General features: G+C 42.5%; 11 protein-coding genes. 1 reads left to right on the forward strand and 10 read right to left on the reverse strand.

Translation table 11 applies throughout. From position 1 onward, the window contains the following. Positions 1–196: 196 nt before the first annotated feature. From frr to BMW53_RS06820, 10 genes are all read right to left on the reverse strand, one after another. Positions 197–760 carry a ribosome recycling factor gene (frr, locus tag BMW53_RS06775; RefSeq protein WP_038564145.1) on the reverse strand — a complete coding sequence of 188 codons (564 nt, stop codon included), beginning with the start codon at positions 758–760 and terminating at the stop codon, positions 197–199. 107 nt (positions 761–867) lie between these two features. Continuing rightward, positions 868–1,578, reverse strand: a complete 711-nt coding sequence (pyrH, locus tag BMW53_RS06780; protein ID WP_038556925.1) for a UMP kinase — start codon at positions 1,576–1,578, stop codon at positions 868–870. 539 nt (positions 1,579–2,117) lie between these two features. Continuing rightward, positions 2,118–3,770 (reverse strand): AMP-binding protein, encoded by a 1,653-nt coding sequence (locus tag BMW53_RS06785; RefSeq protein WP_038556927.1) that lies wholly within the window; start codon positions 3,768–3,770, stop codon positions 2,118–2,120. A gap of 15 nt (positions 3,771–3,785) precedes the next feature. Then, a complete protein-coding gene (locus tag BMW53_RS06790) occupies positions 3,786–4,361 on the reverse strand; it encodes a helix-turn-helix domain-containing protein (RefSeq protein ID WP_038564148.1) in 576 nt (191 codons plus the stop codon). 398 nt (positions 4,362–4,759) lie between these two features. Next, positions 4,760–7,333 carry an alpha-glucan family phosphorylase gene (gene glgP, locus BMW53_RS06795; RefSeq protein ID WP_051567676.1) on the reverse strand — a complete coding sequence of 858 codons (2,574 nt, stop codon included), beginning with the start codon at positions 7,331–7,333 and terminating at the stop codon, positions 4,760–4,762. A 153-nt stretch (positions 7,334–7,486) separates the two neighbouring features. After that, positions 7,487–8,815: a glycoside hydrolase family 57 protein gene (locus BMW53_RS06800; RefSeq protein ID WP_038556929.1), complete on the reverse strand. Its 1,329-nt coding sequence runs from the start codon at positions 8,813–8,815 to the stop codon at positions 7,487–7,489. Between the two features lie 10 nt (positions 8,816–8,825). After that, the gene (locus BMW53_RS06805; protein WP_038564153.1) at positions 8,826–10,118 is read right to left on the reverse strand and encodes a glycosyltransferase family 4 protein; all 1,293 of its coding nucleotides are present in this window, start codon (positions 10,116–10,118) and stop codon (positions 8,826–8,828) included. Positions 10,119–10,166: 48 nt separating this feature from the next. Next, positions 10,167–12,113 carry an amylo-alpha-1,6-glucosidase gene (locus BMW53_RS06810; protein ID WP_074780381.1) on the reverse strand — a complete coding sequence of 649 codons (1,947 nt, stop codon included), beginning with the start codon at positions 12,111–12,113 and terminating at the stop codon, positions 10,167–10,169. Between the two features lie 73 nt (positions 12,114–12,186). Further along, a complete protein-coding gene (locus BMW53_RS06815; RefSeq protein ID WP_051567679.1) occupies positions 12,187–13,218 on the reverse strand; it encodes a GSCFA domain-containing protein in 1,032 nt (343 codons plus the stop codon). Continuing rightward, entirely contained in the window at positions 13,219–15,237 is a 2,019-nt protein-coding gene (locus BMW53_RS06820; protein ID WP_038556931.1) for an alpha amylase C-terminal domain-containing protein, read from the reverse strand. It lies immediately after the preceding gene. Between the two features lie 643 nt (positions 15,238–15,880). On the opposite strand from BMW53_RS06820, the gene BMW53_RS06825 reads away from it, so the two are divergent. Beyond that, on the forward strand, positions 15,881–17,113 hold the full coding sequence (locus tag BMW53_RS06825; RefSeq protein WP_038556933.1) for a PLP-dependent transferase: 1,233 nt from the start codon (positions 15,881–15,883) through the stop codon (positions 17,111–17,113). The last annotated feature ends 37 nt before the right edge of the window (positions 17,114–17,150 follow it).

The raw sequence follows: 17,150 nt of genomic DNA on the forward strand, positions 1-17,150 counted from the left end.
GCTTCCTTCAGATTCCACCTCACGATGGACACCCTTGCCTTCGGCTAATGGTTGGCACTACAAACCCCCATTCAGGACTTTCACCCTATAGCTATTTACCATGCACGGCACACCAAAAAAAAGGCAGCTTCTACAAGCTGCCTCAAAGCCATGAAAACAATTAAACAATGTTCAGAAAACAGAAAACTAGAAACAATTAAATAGTCATTATATCTTCTTCCTTGGCTTGTACCAAGGCGTCGATCTTCTTACCAAATTCATCAGTCATTTTTTGCACTTCCGCTTCCGCGTCTTTCTCGATATCCTCCGACAATCCGTCTTTTTGAAGTTTCTTAAGGCTATCATTCGAATCTTTTCGTGCACCGCGAACGCTAACTTTTGCGTTTTCGCCTTCCTGATGGGCCTGTTTTACCAAACCTCTTCGTCTTTCTTCAGTCAGTACCGGAATATTAATTCTGATAATCTCGCCGTTGTTATCCGGATTTAATCCCAGATTTGCATTTTGAATTGCCTTTTCAATTTGTGGGATCAAATTCTTTTCCCAGGGCTGAACAGCAATTGTTCGCGCATCAGGTGTACTTACGTTAGCAACCTGATTTAGTGGCGTTTGACTACCATAATACTCAACATGAACTCCATCCAACATGGCTGGATTTGCTTTACCTGCACGGATGTGTACTAATTCCTTCTCAAGGTGTTCAACGGCGGCTGCCATTTTCTCTTTACAATGATCTAAAATAAACTCTACTTCTTCTTGCATTGGTAATAACACTGTCTATCCAACTGTGGACTGTCAGCAAATATAGAAAAAATATAAATTCCCAAAAATTTTTTATCCAATTTATTCCTGTTTCAAATAAACCGGGCTTAGCTATGCACCAAAGTCCCAAGATCCTCGCCACTCATAACTCGCTGTAAACTACCCTTTTTGTCCATATTAAAAACATAAATAGGCAAATTGTTCTCTTTACACAAAGTTGTAGCGGTAAGATCCATTATTCGGAGCTTACGATTATATATTTCGTCGAAGCTGATTTTATCGAATTTGGTGGCTGTTTTGTCCTTTTCCGGATCAGCAGTGTAAATACCGTCAACGCGGGTTCCCTTTAGCATAACGTTGGCTTCAATTTCGATTCCACGCAGGGCACTTGCAGTGTCGGTCGTAAAATACGGATTGCCGGTTCCTCCGGAGATAATTACGACTTCGCCGTTTTCCAAGGCCTCAACCGCTTTGTCTTTCGAGTAATATTCACCAACAGGCTCCATCCTGATTGCGGTTAATACTTTCGATTTAATTCCCTGGGCAAGCAATGCAGAGTTTAAAGCCAGGCTGTTAATTACAGTTGCCAGCATCCCCATTTGGTCGCCTTTTACACGATCGAAACCTTTGGCCGCACCGCTTAATCCACGAAAGATATTACCTCCGCCAATTACAATTCCAACCTGTACACCCGATTTTACAACTGCCGCAATCTCTTCGGCGTAATCACCTAAACGTTGCTGGTCTATTCCGTATTGTTGATCACCCATCAGCGATTCGCCGCTGAGTTTAAGTAGAATGCGTTTGTATTTTGCCATGATTATTTGTGTTTTTTTTTTGATGCACAAATATAGCACAACCTAAATTAAAACAGGAAATGGTTGAAGAGTTAATTGAATCATACATCCCGATACATTTACCAACCCGGATTGGTTCAACTGATATATTTCTATGCGTAACGTTTTTGAAATCAGAGTTTCACAAATAAAAAAGCCACTTGCGTTTTGCAAATGGCTTCAAAAAACTCTGTGCTGTCTAATCAATTACCCTTCGCAGTGGTAATTAAATACTCATAAAAAAACTGCTTTTCTGAACAGTTGCGAAAATTGCGCTTTTTACATGCCAAAAACATGACAAAAATCAATCTCCAGAAACTACTGAATCTGTCCTGTTTACTGCTCTTAAGCGAATAAGGACAAAATAAACGAAACCCTAATTGAATTTGTTTCCAGAATAAAAAATGATAGTGTTTTCTGCTTTTCCCTTGCAGATTGCAACTTCTCAAAAAATCAAAAAACACATTCAATTATATCTATGAATTATCATATGTTTATCAACAAAACCAATAACTCTTGCATTAAATGATTTCTACTCCCTGCTTTTTACAAAGTTCAACCGACATTTCGCTCAGTTTATACTTTTGGATTTTTCCACTGGCGGTCATCGGAAATTCGTCAACAAAAAAGATGTATTTTGGAATTTTAAACCGGGCAATATTTCCACGGCAGAAATCTACAATCTCTTCTTCGCTGAGTGTTTCTCCTTTTTTCAGTTTAATAAAAGCTCCAACCGCTTCGCCATATTTTTGGCTTGGAACACCAGCCACTTCAACGGCTTCGATTTGCGGTAAACGATACAGGTAATTTTCAATTTCGCGCGGGTAGATATTTTCGCCACCACGCACAATCATATCTTTTATGCGTCCGGTAATTTTATAAAATCCCTCTTCGGTTTTTATCGCCAGATCGCCCGAGTGCAACCACCCTTCCTTATCGATAACTTTTGCAGTTTCATCAGGGTTGTTGTAGTAGCCCTTCATTACATTATAACCCCGGCAGCAAATTTCGCCCTGTTCGCCAGGCTTACATTCTTCGCCGGTTTCCGGATCCACAATCTTCACTTCAACATTCGGATATTCGAAACCAACCGTGGTAGCACGAACTTCAACCGAATTATGGGTACGCGTGGCTGTCATTCCCGGCGAACTTTCGGTTAAGCCATATACAATAATAATGTCTTTCATGTTCATTTTATCCATCACCTGGCGCATGGTTTCGATGGGGCAAAGTGCACCCGCCATAATTCCTGTGCGCAACGACGACAGATCGAACATATCGAACATCGGATGATTCAACTCGGCGATAAACATGGTTGGCACACCGTAAAGCGCCGTACATTTTTCCTTTTGAACAGAAGCCAGCACCAGCAAAGGGTCGAAATCCTCGGTAAATACCATTGTGGCTCCGTGGGTAACAATGGCACACACGGCCAACACGCAACCAAAACAATGAAACAGGGGCACACAAATCAACAAACGGTCGTCTTCGGTGTATTTCATACACTCGCCGGTGGCAAATCCGTTGTTCAGAATATTGTGGTGCGAAAGCATTACGCCTTTTGGGAAGCCTGTTGTTCCCGAGGTGTATTGCATATTTACCACATCGTGGCAGTTGAGCCCTAGTTTTACGCTTTCCAGTTCCAGATCGTCAATGTGGCTTCCGAGCAACATCAATTCGTCGGTATTGTACATTCCACGATGTTTCTGCTGGCCTATAAATCCTACGTTTTTTAGTTGCGGGAATTTTTCAGATTTCAGTTTTCCGCGTGGCTGTGATTTTAGTTCGGGCACCAGCTCGAACACCATTTTCACATAGTCGCTGTCGCGGTATCCATCAACGATAAAAAGTGAATTTATATCGGCATTTTTCAGAATGTATTCCAGCTCTGCTAATTTGTAATTGGTATTTACCGTTACCAGAACGGCCCCAATTTTTGCAGTGGCAAACATCAGCGTAGTCCAGTCGGGAACATTTTTTGCCCACACACCTACTTTATCTCCGGGTTTAATACCAATAAAAAGCAGCCCTTTTGCCAGGCGGTCAACCCGTTCGTTAAACTGCTTGTACGAAAACCGCAGGTTACGATCGGGATAAACAATAAAATCTTTGTCTGGTGTTTCGAAGGCCCATTTTTCAAGTATATTTCCTAAGGTATAATCGAGTAGTTGCATGTAAATGGTTTTAAATTATACGGGAGTGTAAACTACCGCAAGAATTTTTGCAGCCTGTTCGCCGGCCGCGTGAATATTGTGGGCAACAACCGAATCGAGATAAATGGTATCGCCTTTATGCAAAAGATACACTTCTTTTCCGTAATTGATTTCGATACTTCCTTCGAGCACATATATAAACTCCTCGCCTTCGTGCGACGACAGTTTATAATCCGACTCTTCAGCAGGTTCAATTTCTACCAAAAACGGCTCCATGTGTCTTCCGGATTTTGCCTGTGCCAGCGAGAAAAAGTTCAGGTGCTCGCGGGTACTTTCGTCTTTGGTAGAAAAGCTCAGCGTTTCTTCGGCTTTGCCTGCATTTACCATAGCCGGACCAATCTTTTCCTGATCGTCGAGGAAGGTTCCGATACGCACACCCATTGCACGCGATATTTTAATTAACACACCTAACGAAGGAACATTTCCCTCGTCTTCAATGAGCTGTAACTGGGCTTCATCCAGGTTAGCCTGTATTGCCAAATCACCGCGCGAGAGTTGCCTGAACTCACGAAACTCTTTAATCTTACTACCTATCTTTTTTCGGTTTTTCATCTGTGTAAAATTTTTTGCTTTCTGAATGTTCATCCATCAGCCGACCGAGAAAACATTCAGGAACTCACATAAATTTTAATCATTCTTATTTATGAGTTTAAAATGAATAAAGTTCATGTTCGTTTCGATCTGTTTATTTTTTACTTTATGGTCTGTAACAAAACTCGCCCCGATTTACCAAGGCTCGTTTCATTATAAATATGATTACGGCATAAAAATAATAGTTTGAATGAAATGTAAACATGACGCTAATTACTATTTTCTTAATCATCCGGTTTTTGAAACTAATGTTGCATAACAGCATTACTCCAAAGGAATAAAAAAAGGTGCCCTAACGAGCACCTTTTTGTTTATTTCAAATTTGCTTTTGCAAATAATACCATTGTTTTACTACAAGATTAGCTAATCCATTTAATAAATCTGAAATCCTGGCGGTGAGGCAATTCCGGATGTTTTGCATACAATCTGAAACTATATGAGAAAGATCCCGGATGATCAGGTAAAATAGTATGTTTATAACAACAAGATGTTCCCTCGCTTTTTTCAGGAAGGAGTTCAACGGTATCTACAATTCTTTCCTGTCCGTCGTCTTTACTTTCTGCAATCAACAATTCCACGCCAACTTCCTCCGGTTTAAGGCCTTTTAAATCAATCGACACTTTTACCGGATATTTATCTCCCATCATCATGGTGTGCGCTATACCATCGATAATCTCAATGTTTTTCACCTCAATTTCATCCCACTTTGCTGCAATTTTTTCTTTCCAGGCAGCAATTTCTTTCGCCAGTTTAAACCCATCAGCATTTACACGTTGCGACCGTTCATACTGCGGGTTGTAGTAACGATCCTGATAATCGCGCATCATTCGCGATGTGGTAAAATTTGGCGATACATTCGCAATGGTATTTTTCACGAAACTGATCCATTTTTCCGGAATATCGTACTGGTTGCGACCATAATAAGCAGGCACAACTTCTTCTTCCAGAATATTGTAAATGGTTTCGGCATCCAGTTCATCCTGGAAATCCTGAACATCATAGGCACGTTCGGCAGGCAATGCCCAACCGGCATCTTTCTGATAACCTTCAACCCACCATCCATCAAGAACAGAGAAGTGAAGCGTACCATTCATCACACCTTTTTCACCGCTGGTACCAGATGCTTCCAACGGACGTGTTGGTGTGTTCATCCAGATATCAACACCTTGTAACAGCATTTTTGCCAGGTTGATGTCGTAATTCTGAACGAAAAGAATTTTACCACGGAATTCAGGACGTTTGGATACTTCTACAATATTTTTTATCAAATCCTGACCTGCTTTATCGGCAGGGTGCGCTTTTCCGGCAAAAATAAACTGTACCGGACGATCCGGGTTATTCACAATTTTGGCCAAACGATCGAGGTCACGGAACAGCAAGTGAGCACGTTTATAGGTAGCAAACCTGCGCGCAAAACCGATTGTTAATGTATTCGGATTCAATTTCCCCAGAATTTCACTGATCAATTTCGGATTTTCCGAACGTTTTATCCAGTTGTCGGAAAAACGATCCTTAATATAGTTAATCAGCTTTTGACGTAGTTTCTTACGAAGCTCCCAAATCTCGTAGTCCGGAACATTATAGATATTCTTCCAAACATCAAAATCCAGTTGGTTGGTTGGAAATTCTTCGCCAAAATATTTTTTATGAATGTCTTTCCATTCCTGTGCTGTCCAGGTTGGGTAGTGAACTCCGTTGGTTACATAGCCAATTTCCAGCTCTTCCTCCAGGTATCCCCGAAACAGATCTTTAAGCACTGCTTTACTTACATCGCCGTGCAACATACTAACCCCGTTAATTCCCTGCGACAGGTTGCTGGCCAGGTAACTCATATTAAAATGGTCTTCTTCAGCCCTGGCTTTACCTAACATCTCGAAATCTTCCCAGGCCAGCCCAATCTTTTCGGGGAAGAAATTCATATAATGACGGAACATATCTTTATGGAACGAATCGTGCCCTGCCGGAACCGGTGTATGTGTTGTAAATAACGTTGAAGCATTTACAACCTCTTTCGCCTCGACATAGGAAAGCTTTTGTTCTGCCATCAGGTTGGCAATACGCTGTATACCAATAAACGCTGCATGTCCTTCGTTACAATGGTAGATATCTGAATCCACTCCCAATTTTTTCAAGGCCTGAATACCTCCCAAACCGAGTAACATTTCCTGTTTCAAGCGGTTTTCGTTGTCGCCACCGTATAAATGGTGAGTTACAAAACGGTCGGCATCGTTGTTTTCGTGATGATCGGCATCAAGCAAATACAGTTTTACAGAACCAATATTGGTTTGCCAAACACGTGCAATCAATGTCCGTCCAGGGTATTGTACTTCAACCCTTACCCATTCGCCATTTTTATCCAAAGCGGGTTGTACCGGAATTTTCGAGAACTGCTGTGCATCATAAACAGCCATTTGCTCACCATGTAAATTCAGGTTTTGTTTAAAATATCCATAACGATACAATAACCCTACAGCAACCAGCTTCACTTTCATATCACTGGCTTCTTTCAGGTAGTCGCCTGCAAGAATACCCAAACCTCCGGAGAATATTTTTAAGCTGTCGTGCAAACCGTACTCCATGCTGAAATAGGAGATTCCCGGGCCTGCAAGTTCCTTGCGTTCATCAAGATATTGATTAAACTTTGTATTTACTTCGTTCATTTTAGCTACAAACATCTCATCTCTTTCCAGCTCTTTGAAACGATTATAGCTCACCTGGTCGAGCAAAACAATTGGGTTATGCGCACATTCTTCCCAAATCTCCGCATCAATTATTTCAAATAATTCACGCGCTTCTGTATTCCAAACCCACCAAAGGTTTTTTGACAGATCGCGCAGTGGTGAAAGACTTTCCGGAACGTTTGAATCAACAATAATTCGTTTCCATACCGGTTCTCCCACAACCGGGTTCTTTATAAATTTTTTCTCTTCCATTTTCTTCTCATTTTATAAATTACAAACTATGCTCAACGAGCAAGTCATTCGCTCTAAGTTTCTTAGTGCGAGCTGCAAAATTAAATTAACATTTCAACAAATTGTTTCTTATACAATTATCAGTAGGTGAATTTAATATTAGCGATAGATTGCCTATTTCTTTTTTCGCGAAGTTGTCTTTTGCCTTTTTGTCTTTTGCAAACGTCGCAAATCGGCTTCCATTTTTTTTATTTTTTCTTCTTTCTCTTCTAACATACGATGAAGTAAAGCAATTTCATTCTCCACTTCACTTTCCGGAACGTGCGTGTTTAAACGTATCTTAAAATCACTCAGTACATTCATATAATTTATAAAAGCCTCGTAGGGCGAATCGAAATGACTGTACGAACGATGTCGATCACCATCGGAAAAATACTTGGTCGACATGTAAAAAAAGTGATCGCTTGCCTGCAGGTAATTCCAATCTTTATGAAGCTCTGCGTTGGTACACCGGGCCATTTGTTCTTTCATGGCGTATAGTTTCTCAAAGGCTTCCTTCTGCATTTCGTTTCCGAGCCAGGCACTAAGATCGCGCTCTTCGTCGGACCAGGAAATTGCATGAGGAACACTAACAACTGAAATCGGCTGAAGTTCATCAACAACCTCTGAAGGAGTTGAGAATCTTAGCGTATCGCTTTTTACTACCTGTTCAGCCAAAGCTTTTAAGAAATCGAAAATACCGGCTTCTTTTGGCTGGCGGGTTCCAAACGAATCGTAGCCCATAAACAAGTTGATTACCTCTTCTTTTTCGCCAACTTTTTCGAGCCAGCTCACATACTTCTCTGCTGTTAAGGGGTACTTGTCCCAGTTTTTGTCGGAGAAACGAAATCCAATGTCGTCGCTCAGTTTATAATTGCGCATTAACACTTTTAGCCGCGGATTAATGGCATTTACATACAGATAATCAGGGCTTTTCCATCCCAGTATGTGTTTGGCTCCTTCGGTTAACATGGCCGAATAACCCAATTTGGCCACTTTTTCGCCAATTTCGTCGGAGTAAATCATTTCGGTATTTCGGAAAACACGCGGTTTCTGACCAAACAGTCTGAAGATCTGATCGTCGTGCTTTTTCACCTGGTCGGTAAATGCATCTATATCTTTTAACGAACTTAATGAATGCGAGTAGGTTTCGGCCAGAAACTCGACACAACCGGTTTTTGTCAACTTCTGAAACGACTCGATAACATCGGGTGCATAAAGCTCAAACTGCTCCAGTGCCACGCCGGTAATCGAAAATGCCACCTTAAACTTATTACCCATTTTTTTAGCCAGATCGAGCAACAATTTATTGGCTGGCAAATAACTTTTGTCGGCTATATTCCGGATTATGCTTTCGTTCGAATAATCGTCGTAATAATAATGATCGTTACCAATGTCGAAAAAACGGTAACGCCGGTGCCTGAACGGTTGATGTATTTGAAAAAACAAACAAATTGACTTCATAGTAACTGGCTTAATTTTCTTTCAATATGCTCTCATAAACTTTTCTCACTTCGCGGGCCGAGTGTGTCCATTTCAACTCTTCCACCTCTGTTTTTCCGGCAGTTTTAAAGTGCTGTGCCAACGAGGTGTAATTCAAAACGCCATAAATAGCATCGGCCATGGCATAGGTATCCCAAAAATCAATTTTAATGGCGTGTTTTAAAATTTCCGACACCCCCGACTGGTTGGAGATTATTACCGGAACATTTAACTGCATGGCTTCAAGTGGCACAATTCCGAAAGGCTCTGATACGGAGGGCATCACAAACACATCGGTCATGCTAAAAAGATCGTTTACATCGTTTCCTTTCAGGAATCCGGTAAAATGAAATTTATCGGCAATGCCCAACGCTGCTGTTCGTGCTATCATTTCGTTCATCATATCGCCACTTCCGGCCATAACAAAACGCGCATTCTGCATTTTTTTAAGCACCAGGTATGCTGCTTCAACAAAATAACCGGGGCCTTTTTGCATGGTTATCCTTCCTAAAAAAGTAACCACTTTATCGTTAACGCCTTTTGGCGGCAATGTTCCTTTTTCATGATTTACCGACTCCACCGCGTTATAAACGGTAACCACTTTTTCGGGCGGAATTCCGTATTTTTCAACGACCATTTTCCGCGTAAGGTTGCTTACCGTAATAATTTTATCGGCAGCCTCCATTCCCTCGCGCTCAATGGCATAAACCCGCGGATTTACATCGCCTCCGCTTCGGTCGAAATCGGTGGCATGCACATGAATAACCAATGGCTTTCCTGTGGCCCGGCTGGCAGCAATTCCTGCCGGATAAGTAAGCCAGTCGTGGGCATGTATAATGTCGCAGGGATTATCTTCGGCGATCAATCGGGCCACCAGTGCGTAATCGCGAATTTCTTTTAACAAACCGGGGCCGTAACCTCCGCTAAATTCAATCTTTGAATTTTCGTCGGTTTCAACAAATTTTGTCTGGCTGCTGTAACGTTTGCTTTTTAAGATCCAGAATTCATCTTCGTTAACATAGGGCAAAATGGGCGAATCTACTTCGAGGTATTCCATTGTATTATCGCCATCATTAAAACTAAAGGTCGTTCGGTTTATGGGAATATTATTTGCTCCAATCAATTTCATTCGCGATGGATCTTCATCGCCAAAAGCCCTGGGAACTACAAAAGTCAGGTCAATATCTTCAATCTCTGCCATACCTTTTGTAAGCCCGTAACAAGCTGTCCCCAATCCACCGGAGATATGGGGAGGAAATTCCCATCCAAACATTAATACCTTCATCTGATCTTCTAATTTTCCGGTTGCATCCAAAAATCAATTGTTTTTGGTTTATTCTGTATAGTTCTGCACCAAATCGAGCGCATACGAAACACCTGCGATATTCCAGGCCTGCGAAATGGCGCCTTTGCCAACATGCGGCGGATCGCCATCGTACATTTCCGGAATATTTCCGATGCAATGTTCGGTCATTTCAGCTTCAAAGCTTTCCATAATCTGTTTCACAAACGGCAATCCTCCCCGCTTATGAATCTTCAAATAGGCTTCAACAAAAAACTGCAGCAACCAGGGCCACACCGCCCCCTGATGCACCGCCAGCTCCCGTTCTTTCGGGCCTCCGTTAATGTTACCAAAGTAGCGCAAATGATCGGGCGACAAGGTTCGCAGCCCCCTGTTTGTTAGCAATTTGCGTTTCACTACACTTAATACCTGTTTTTGCTGTTCTTTTGTAAGCGGTGTGTAATCCATGGCCACGGCAATTACCATATTGGGGCGCACTGCCCAATCAGGCTGCTCATCTTTTACCACATCGGCCAGGTAGCCGTGTCCATCGCTCCAGAAGGTTTTCAGAAACGACTGCGCCACTTTATTAACCATGTGTTTCCATTGCGTAATAAATTCATGGTCGCCGGCCATATCGGCCAAATCGAGGGCAAAACAAATGGCGTTAAACCACAGGGCATTCACTTCAACCGGCATTCCGGCGCGTGGCAAAACGGCCTTTCCGTCAACACTGGAATTCATCCAGGTTAATGCGGTGTTTTTCTTTTCGGCATAAATCAATCCGCTGGGCAGCACCTTTATATCCTCCCGTTTCTGACTGGTATAGGCATTAAGTATCCGCTTGATCACTTCGCCATATGTTTTCCAAAGCAACTTCGGATTGTTCTTTTTCTTTAAATATTGCTGAATAACCCAGATAAACCACAACGATGTGTCGGCAGAATGGTACTGCAGCTCTTTATCCTTGATCTGATCGGGGAAAAAACCATCGTTAAAATATTTCAGGTACGAATCGAGTATTTTCTCACACAGTTTCGGATCGTTAAACGAACGACACAATCCGGGAAGTGAAATAAAAGTTTGGCGCGTAATGCTGTTATACCAGGGGAAACCGGCAATAATATCGGCTGTGTAACCTTCGTACATAATAAACTGCTGAGCGGCCCGCTCCAAAACACTGTTGAAGGTTTCTTTGCCTCCACGTTTATTCTGCTCTTTGGTAAACCGCTGTTTTAACGACACCGGATTAGCCTCGGTTAAGCCCGCGGCAAAAACAACCGATTCGCCTTTTTTCATCGGAAACTCAAAATAACCCGGTACAAAAAGATCTTCAAGATATTCATAGCCCCGATTCAATTCTTTCAGGTACTCAACATCGTAATACCAATCGGGCACTCCCACAAAATCAACCGCTTTGCTGCATTGCATAAACAAATCGGGGTAGCCTTCGTACAAACAGGCTTTTATGCCGTTTTTAGCCTTCCCGAACTTGCGGTTTACAAACATATTTGCCTTGCTCAGCTGATGGATATTCCGGAAAGCCAGAAAAGGTTTTAAGCGCAATGTTGTTGGCGACTTAGCTTCCTCGAGCGTATATTTTATCAGAATTTGTTCCTCTTTTTCAACCAGCAGCCGTTCCTTTGTTAGCACCACTCCTCCAACCCTGTAAGTAATTTTAGGAATGGCATCAAACTCTACATTTTGAATGTATTTATGGCCTTTTGGTTCGTAGGTTCCGCCTTTGTAGCGGTGGATTCCGAGGTTGAATTCGGCCTCGTTTTGTATAACAGTTTCATCAAGCGACGAAAGCAACACATGTTTTTCACCCCCGAAATTTTCGATAGGACATACCAGTAAACCGTGGTATTTCCGGGTATTGCAGCCATTTAACGTGGTACTTAAATAAGAACCGGCTCTGTTTGATCGTAATATTTCTTTGAACAGCGAATATTCAAGATTTACCAGCTGCTCCTTATCAAATTCAAGGTAATGCATATCAGTAACACTTTGGTAAATTGAGTATTGGTTCAGTCGTCACAACGAAGTTGCCTCCACTAAGTTAAGGGATTTAACTCACATTTGCCTGATCGCCACCACCAAATTGCTCAATCTGTACATTAAAATATTCTTTTTCTAACTTTAAATTAAGATACGGGAACCTTTTTTCCAGCAATTCCAATTTATGAAGAAAACTAAGGAGAAATTTGGAATATTCAAGGGATTTTTTGTTGATTGGGCGATGCTTTACAGCATTGCTTATTTTTTGAACTTCACGGGCAATTTCGATACTTTCAGCACTAATAAGTGCCGCTTCAAAACGCGACCAGATGTGCTTTATGGCCACCTCCGAAATATGCAACATATCTTCGGCATAAAACCGATAATCGCGCAGTTCGTCCATCACAATTTCGTACGACGGAAAATACGCACATTTTTCAGCACCAATTTTCTGTATAAGCTGATCGACTGCCAATATCAGCGTTGACTTACTTCGCTGGTTTTCAATGGCGCCGTCTTTCCAGTGCCGGATCGGACTGACCGTAAGCACCACTTTCAGATCAGGATTTACCTGCCAGATTTTTGTAAGCAAACTGCAATAAACATCAACGATTTGTTGCACCGACAAACGTTCGCGCACAAATTCGCGAGCCGGAATTTTATGGCAATTCGAAACCAGTTCGCCACTTTTTTTGTAGCGGTAAATCCAGGCTGTTCCAAAAGTGAGAAACAGAAAACCGGCCTGTTTTAAAAACGTTGCTGAGCTTTTAATACGCGTGTTTATGGCATCCAGGGCCTTATCTTGCACCGTATTCGAAAAACGGCCATGATGACTAAAGCTATGCCAAAGCCCGTTGTGCTCAATAAGGTCACCGGCTGAAAACTGCTTTTCTTCGAGCAACAGCTGCAGCCCGTTGGCCAACGAAAGCGGGTTATACAAAATCCCAAACGGATTAATATCCACCGGGTATTTCAGGGCTTCCATTTTGGCTCCAACATTTTCGGTAAAACACGATCCCATAAACAGGTTTTTCTGCTTATAACCTGTTTGCCACGGAAACTGCGGCACATCTACCAGGGTTTGAAATTTTGTTTCGCTCATTTACTTTACTTTCGGGATATCCACTTTTTTCAACACCAGCGCTGTTCTCGCCGGTAGGTAAAGTCTCAGGTAATGCTGGCTATCCAGTCCTTTGCTTGGCATGGTGTAGTAACTTATCTCCTCATCAATCCGGTCGTGGCCACCAAAACGGCCGGAATCGGAATTCAGCACAATCTGATATTTTCCGGCACCAAGTGGAATTCCGTAATCGGTAAACGACTGCGTTGGATTAAAATTGAAAACAAACAGGAACAGTCCGCGGTGGTAGGCCAGCACTTTATCAGGCTTGTTTTCCAAAACCAAATCAACCGGAGGGATAGAGAGTATCTTGTTCTGATTGATCAGTTGAATCATTTCCTTATCAAAATCATACAGCCAATGAAACTTCAGGTCCTGATCTTCGGCAATGCTCCAAATCCGCCGGGCATGCTGATACGACCAGTTGTTTCCTACGCGCGGAAAATCAATCCATTCGGGATGCCCGAATTCATTCCCCATAAAATTCAGATAAGCGCCACCGGCAGTACTTGCTGTGGCCAGCCGGATCATTTTATGCAGGGCAATTCCACGGTCAACAATCAGGTTGGGCTGATCTTTTCGCATGGAAAAATACATCTCTTTATCGATCAGCCGGAAGATGATGGTTTTATCGCCCACCAAAGCCTGATCGTGCGATTCGGCATAACTTACCACCTGCTCGTCCATTCGTTTCGAAGTTAGTTGATAAAAAATATCGCCAACTTCCCACTCATCGTCCGACTTTTCTTTTATCATTTTTATCCAGAAATCAGGAACGCCCATTGCCATTCGGTAGTCGAATCCCAAACCGCCATCTTCAATCGCGGTGGCCAGTCCGGGCATTCCGCTCATGTCTTCGGCAATCGACAGCGCCTGCGGATTAATTTCTTTTATGAGCTTATTCGCCAGTTTAAAATAAGTGGTTGCTTCATGATCGACATTGGCATTAAAATAGTCGTCGTAATTGGTAAAAGCAATTTCCAGTCCGTGGTTAAAATACAACATGCTGGTAACGCCATCAAAACGAAATCCATCGAATTTATACTCGGTGAGCCAGTAACTGATATTTGACAAAAGGAAATGCAGCACCTCGTTTTTATCGTAGTTAAAACAGTAGCTGTCCCATGCCGGATGCTCACCTTTTCCTCCTTCGTGGAAAAACTGGTAGCGTGTGCCATCGTAATTTCCGAGGCCTTCAACTTCATTCTTCACTGCATGCGAGTGCACCAAATCCATAATTACGGCAATTCCCATTCCGTGCGCCTCATCAATCAGCTGCTTCAGCTCCTCGGGCGTACCGAAACGCGACGACGCCGCAAAAAAGCTGCTAACATGATAGCCAAAGCTCCCGTAATACGGATGCTCCGGAATGGCCATTAACTGAATAACATTGTAGCCGTTGGCTTTTATGCGCGGCAACATTTGCTCACGAAACTCGGAGTAAGTATGAACACGCGCTTCTTCGCCGGCCATCCCCACATGTCCTTCGTAAATCAGCGGTTGCTCGTTGGCACGCCGAAACTCCGGATTCTTCCACTCGTACGGATTTTCAGGTACCCAAACCTGCGCATTAAATATGTGTGTATTCTCGTCCTGCACAACACGTGTAGCCCAGGCAGGAATTCGTTTTCCATGATTTACTGCCCAATGTACATTTAAGGCATACAAATCGCCATGTGCCAGTTGATCGGCTGCAAGATGCAATTCCCAAACACCATGATCGAGGCTTGCAAAAGCGTACTCAACACTTTCCTGCCAATTATTAAAAGTACCTACCAGATAAATATGCGTTGCATTGGGTGCCCACTCGCGAATTACCCAGCCCGATTCGGTTCGGTGCAAACCAAAATACAAATGTCCGGTAGCGAAATCGGCCAGCGACCGTCCGCCGGTAATTTCTCTTTCTTTACGATCAGCAATAATCATCCGGTCGGAAATAACTCCGGCATATGGCTCAAGCCATTTATCGTTCTGAACTAATTTTGGCAGGTATCTTTTCATCTTATTGAAATTTTTCGTTTTTTAAGGTATAAGATGGAACTCGCATGATTTTAATTATTCGCACTTGTGTGATCCGCCATCTGGCGGACTCCTGCTCGTTTCATCAATATGGTTCCTTACTTTTTAGTCGTTCAAAATCCGAATAACTCCTTCGGATTTGTTTTTTAAAGATAGAGAATCAGACGTGAAAATGCAGATTATTAAAAGAAAATGCGCTTCTATACCTCTTCTTTTTCTTTAAAATTCATTAACTGGCTGACAAGCAGACTTCTGTTGCAATGCAGTAAACATTTATGATTATTTAACCGCAAATAATTGCCGGTGGTGCCCGGAACTTGAAATAATGCAGATAAAAATGCAGGAATGGGAAATCCGTTTTTTGATTACTTCAGAAAAAACAAAAAAAACCATGGCGGGGGGCGCCATGGTTAGCAGTTGTAAATTAAATGCTGTTTAATTATAACTTAAAAATGCAAAGTTAACTAACAATTTTTGTACCATAATGCAACCACACCCTAAAAACTTTTATGTTTTACAATTGTTCTGAGGATGTCAAATATCAGGCTTTTTCAACTGGTATTTTGTATTAGCAGGCCGGGAAAGGAACACAAAAGGTTACTTTTAGGCCCTTAAAGAATGACAAATGAAGAAAACCGGATTTACCACTATAGCTCTTAATGTACCCTTCGCCAAACAAGACCCACACAAGGCCCTGCAAATGCCTTTATACGAATCGGTGGCCTACGAATTTGATTCGGCCGAACAGATTGAGGCCAATTTCAGAGGCGAGTATATTGCCCATGTGTACTCACGAACCACCAGTCCAACGGTAGAGTATTTCGAGCTAAAACTAAAAGCACTAACACAAAGCAGTGGAGTACTAGCTGTGAGTTCGGGCATGGCCGCCATTACAAATACAATTCTGGCAATTACCAAAACAGGCGACAATATTATTTCCGGAAATCGTTTGTTTGGCCACAGTTATGCCTTGCTCCAGAATACGCTTTCGGAATTTGGACTGGAAACCCGTTTTAGCGATTTAAACTCGGAAGAAGCAATAGAAAATCGTATCGATGAAAATACCCGCGCCATTTATTTTGAAACGGTAACCAATCCGCAACTGGATATTGCCGACATTGAAATGCTGTCGCGCGTGGCCAAAAAACACGGACTGGTTTTAGTTGCCGACAGCACGATTACTCCGCCCAACGTTTTTAACGGCGGGAAATTTGGTGTGACTATCGAAGTGATGTCGACCACCAAATACATCTCGGGAGGAGCTACTTCGTTTGGTGGAGCCATTGTGGATCATGGTAATTTCGACTGGAACCGGAATCCAAATACCGCCTCATACACCGAAAAATTTAAGGCCAATGCTTTTCTGATGAAAGTAAGAAAGAACGTTTACCGAAATACGGGCGGAAGCATGGCTCCACAAACGGCACGCTATCAAATTCAGGGGCTCGACATCCTTGAGCTTCGGGTAGAGAAATGCTACCAAAACTGCCTGGCTTTGGGCGAATTTATGAAAGCACATCCCCGGATTAAAACAGTAAGGTACCCGGGATTGGAAACAGATGAAAGATACCCGCTGGCGCAAAAATATTTTAACGGAGTTCCCGGCACTATAATGAGTTTCGAGCTGGAATCGAAAGCAGCCTGTTATTCGTTTATGAATAAGCTTCAAATCATTCGCCGGGCAACTAACCTGAATGACAATAAATCGCTGATCATTCACCCACACTCAACAATTTATGCCGAGTTTACCGAAGAAGAGCGCTTAGCAGCAGGTATTAACGACCGCATGATGCGGCTATCGGTGGGCATTGAAAATGTAGGGGATATAATTGCTGATATTGAGGCGGCGTTGCAATGATGCTTAAACACGAAGACGCAAAGACACTATGGATTTG

This window comes from Draconibacterium orientale (assembly GCF_900111425.1).
Lineage (GTDB): Bacteria > Bacteroidota > Bacteroidia > Bacteroidales > Prolixibacteraceae > Draconibacterium > Draconibacterium orientale.

Coding starts and splice junctions, on each gene's coding strand:
- frr (WP_038564145.1), bottom strand. CDS start 760: ATGCAAGAAGAAGTAGAGTTTATTTTAGATCATTGTAAAGAGAAAATG.
- pyrH (WP_038556925.1), bottom strand. CDS start 1,578: ATGGCAAAATACAAACGCATTCTACTTAAACTCAGCGGCGAATCGCTG.
- BMW53_RS06785 (WP_038556927.1), bottom strand. CDS start 3,770: ATGCAACTACTCGATTATACCTTAGGAAATATACTTGAAAAATGGGCC.
- BMW53_RS06790 (WP_038564148.1), bottom strand. CDS start 4,361: ATGAAAAACCGAAAAAAGATAGGTAGTAAGATTAAAGAGTTTCGTGAG.
- glgP (WP_051567676.1), bottom strand. CDS start 7,333: ATGGAAGAGAAAAAATTTATAAAGAACCCGGTTGTGGGAGAACCGGTA.
- BMW53_RS06800 (WP_038556929.1), bottom strand. CDS start 8,815: ATGAAGTCAATTTGTTTGTTTTTTCAAATACATCAACCGTTCAGGCAC.
- BMW53_RS06805 (WP_038564153.1), bottom strand. CDS start 10,118: ATGAAGGTATTAATGTTTGGATGGGAATTTCCTCCCCATATCTCCGGT.
- BMW53_RS06810 (WP_074780381.1), bottom strand. CDS start 12,113: ATGCATTACCTTGAATTTGATAAGGAGCAGCTGGTAAATCTTGAATAT.
- BMW53_RS06815 (WP_051567679.1), bottom strand. CDS start 13,218: ATGAGCGAAACAAAATTTCAAACCCTGGTAGATGTGCCGCAGTTTCCG.
- BMW53_RS06820 (WP_038556931.1), bottom strand. CDS start 15,237: ATGAAAAGATACCTGCCAAAATTAGTTCAGAACGATAAATGGCTTGAG.
- BMW53_RS06825 (WP_038556933.1), top strand. CDS start 15,881: ATGAAGAAAACCGGATTTACCACTATAGCTCTTAATGTACCCTTCGCC.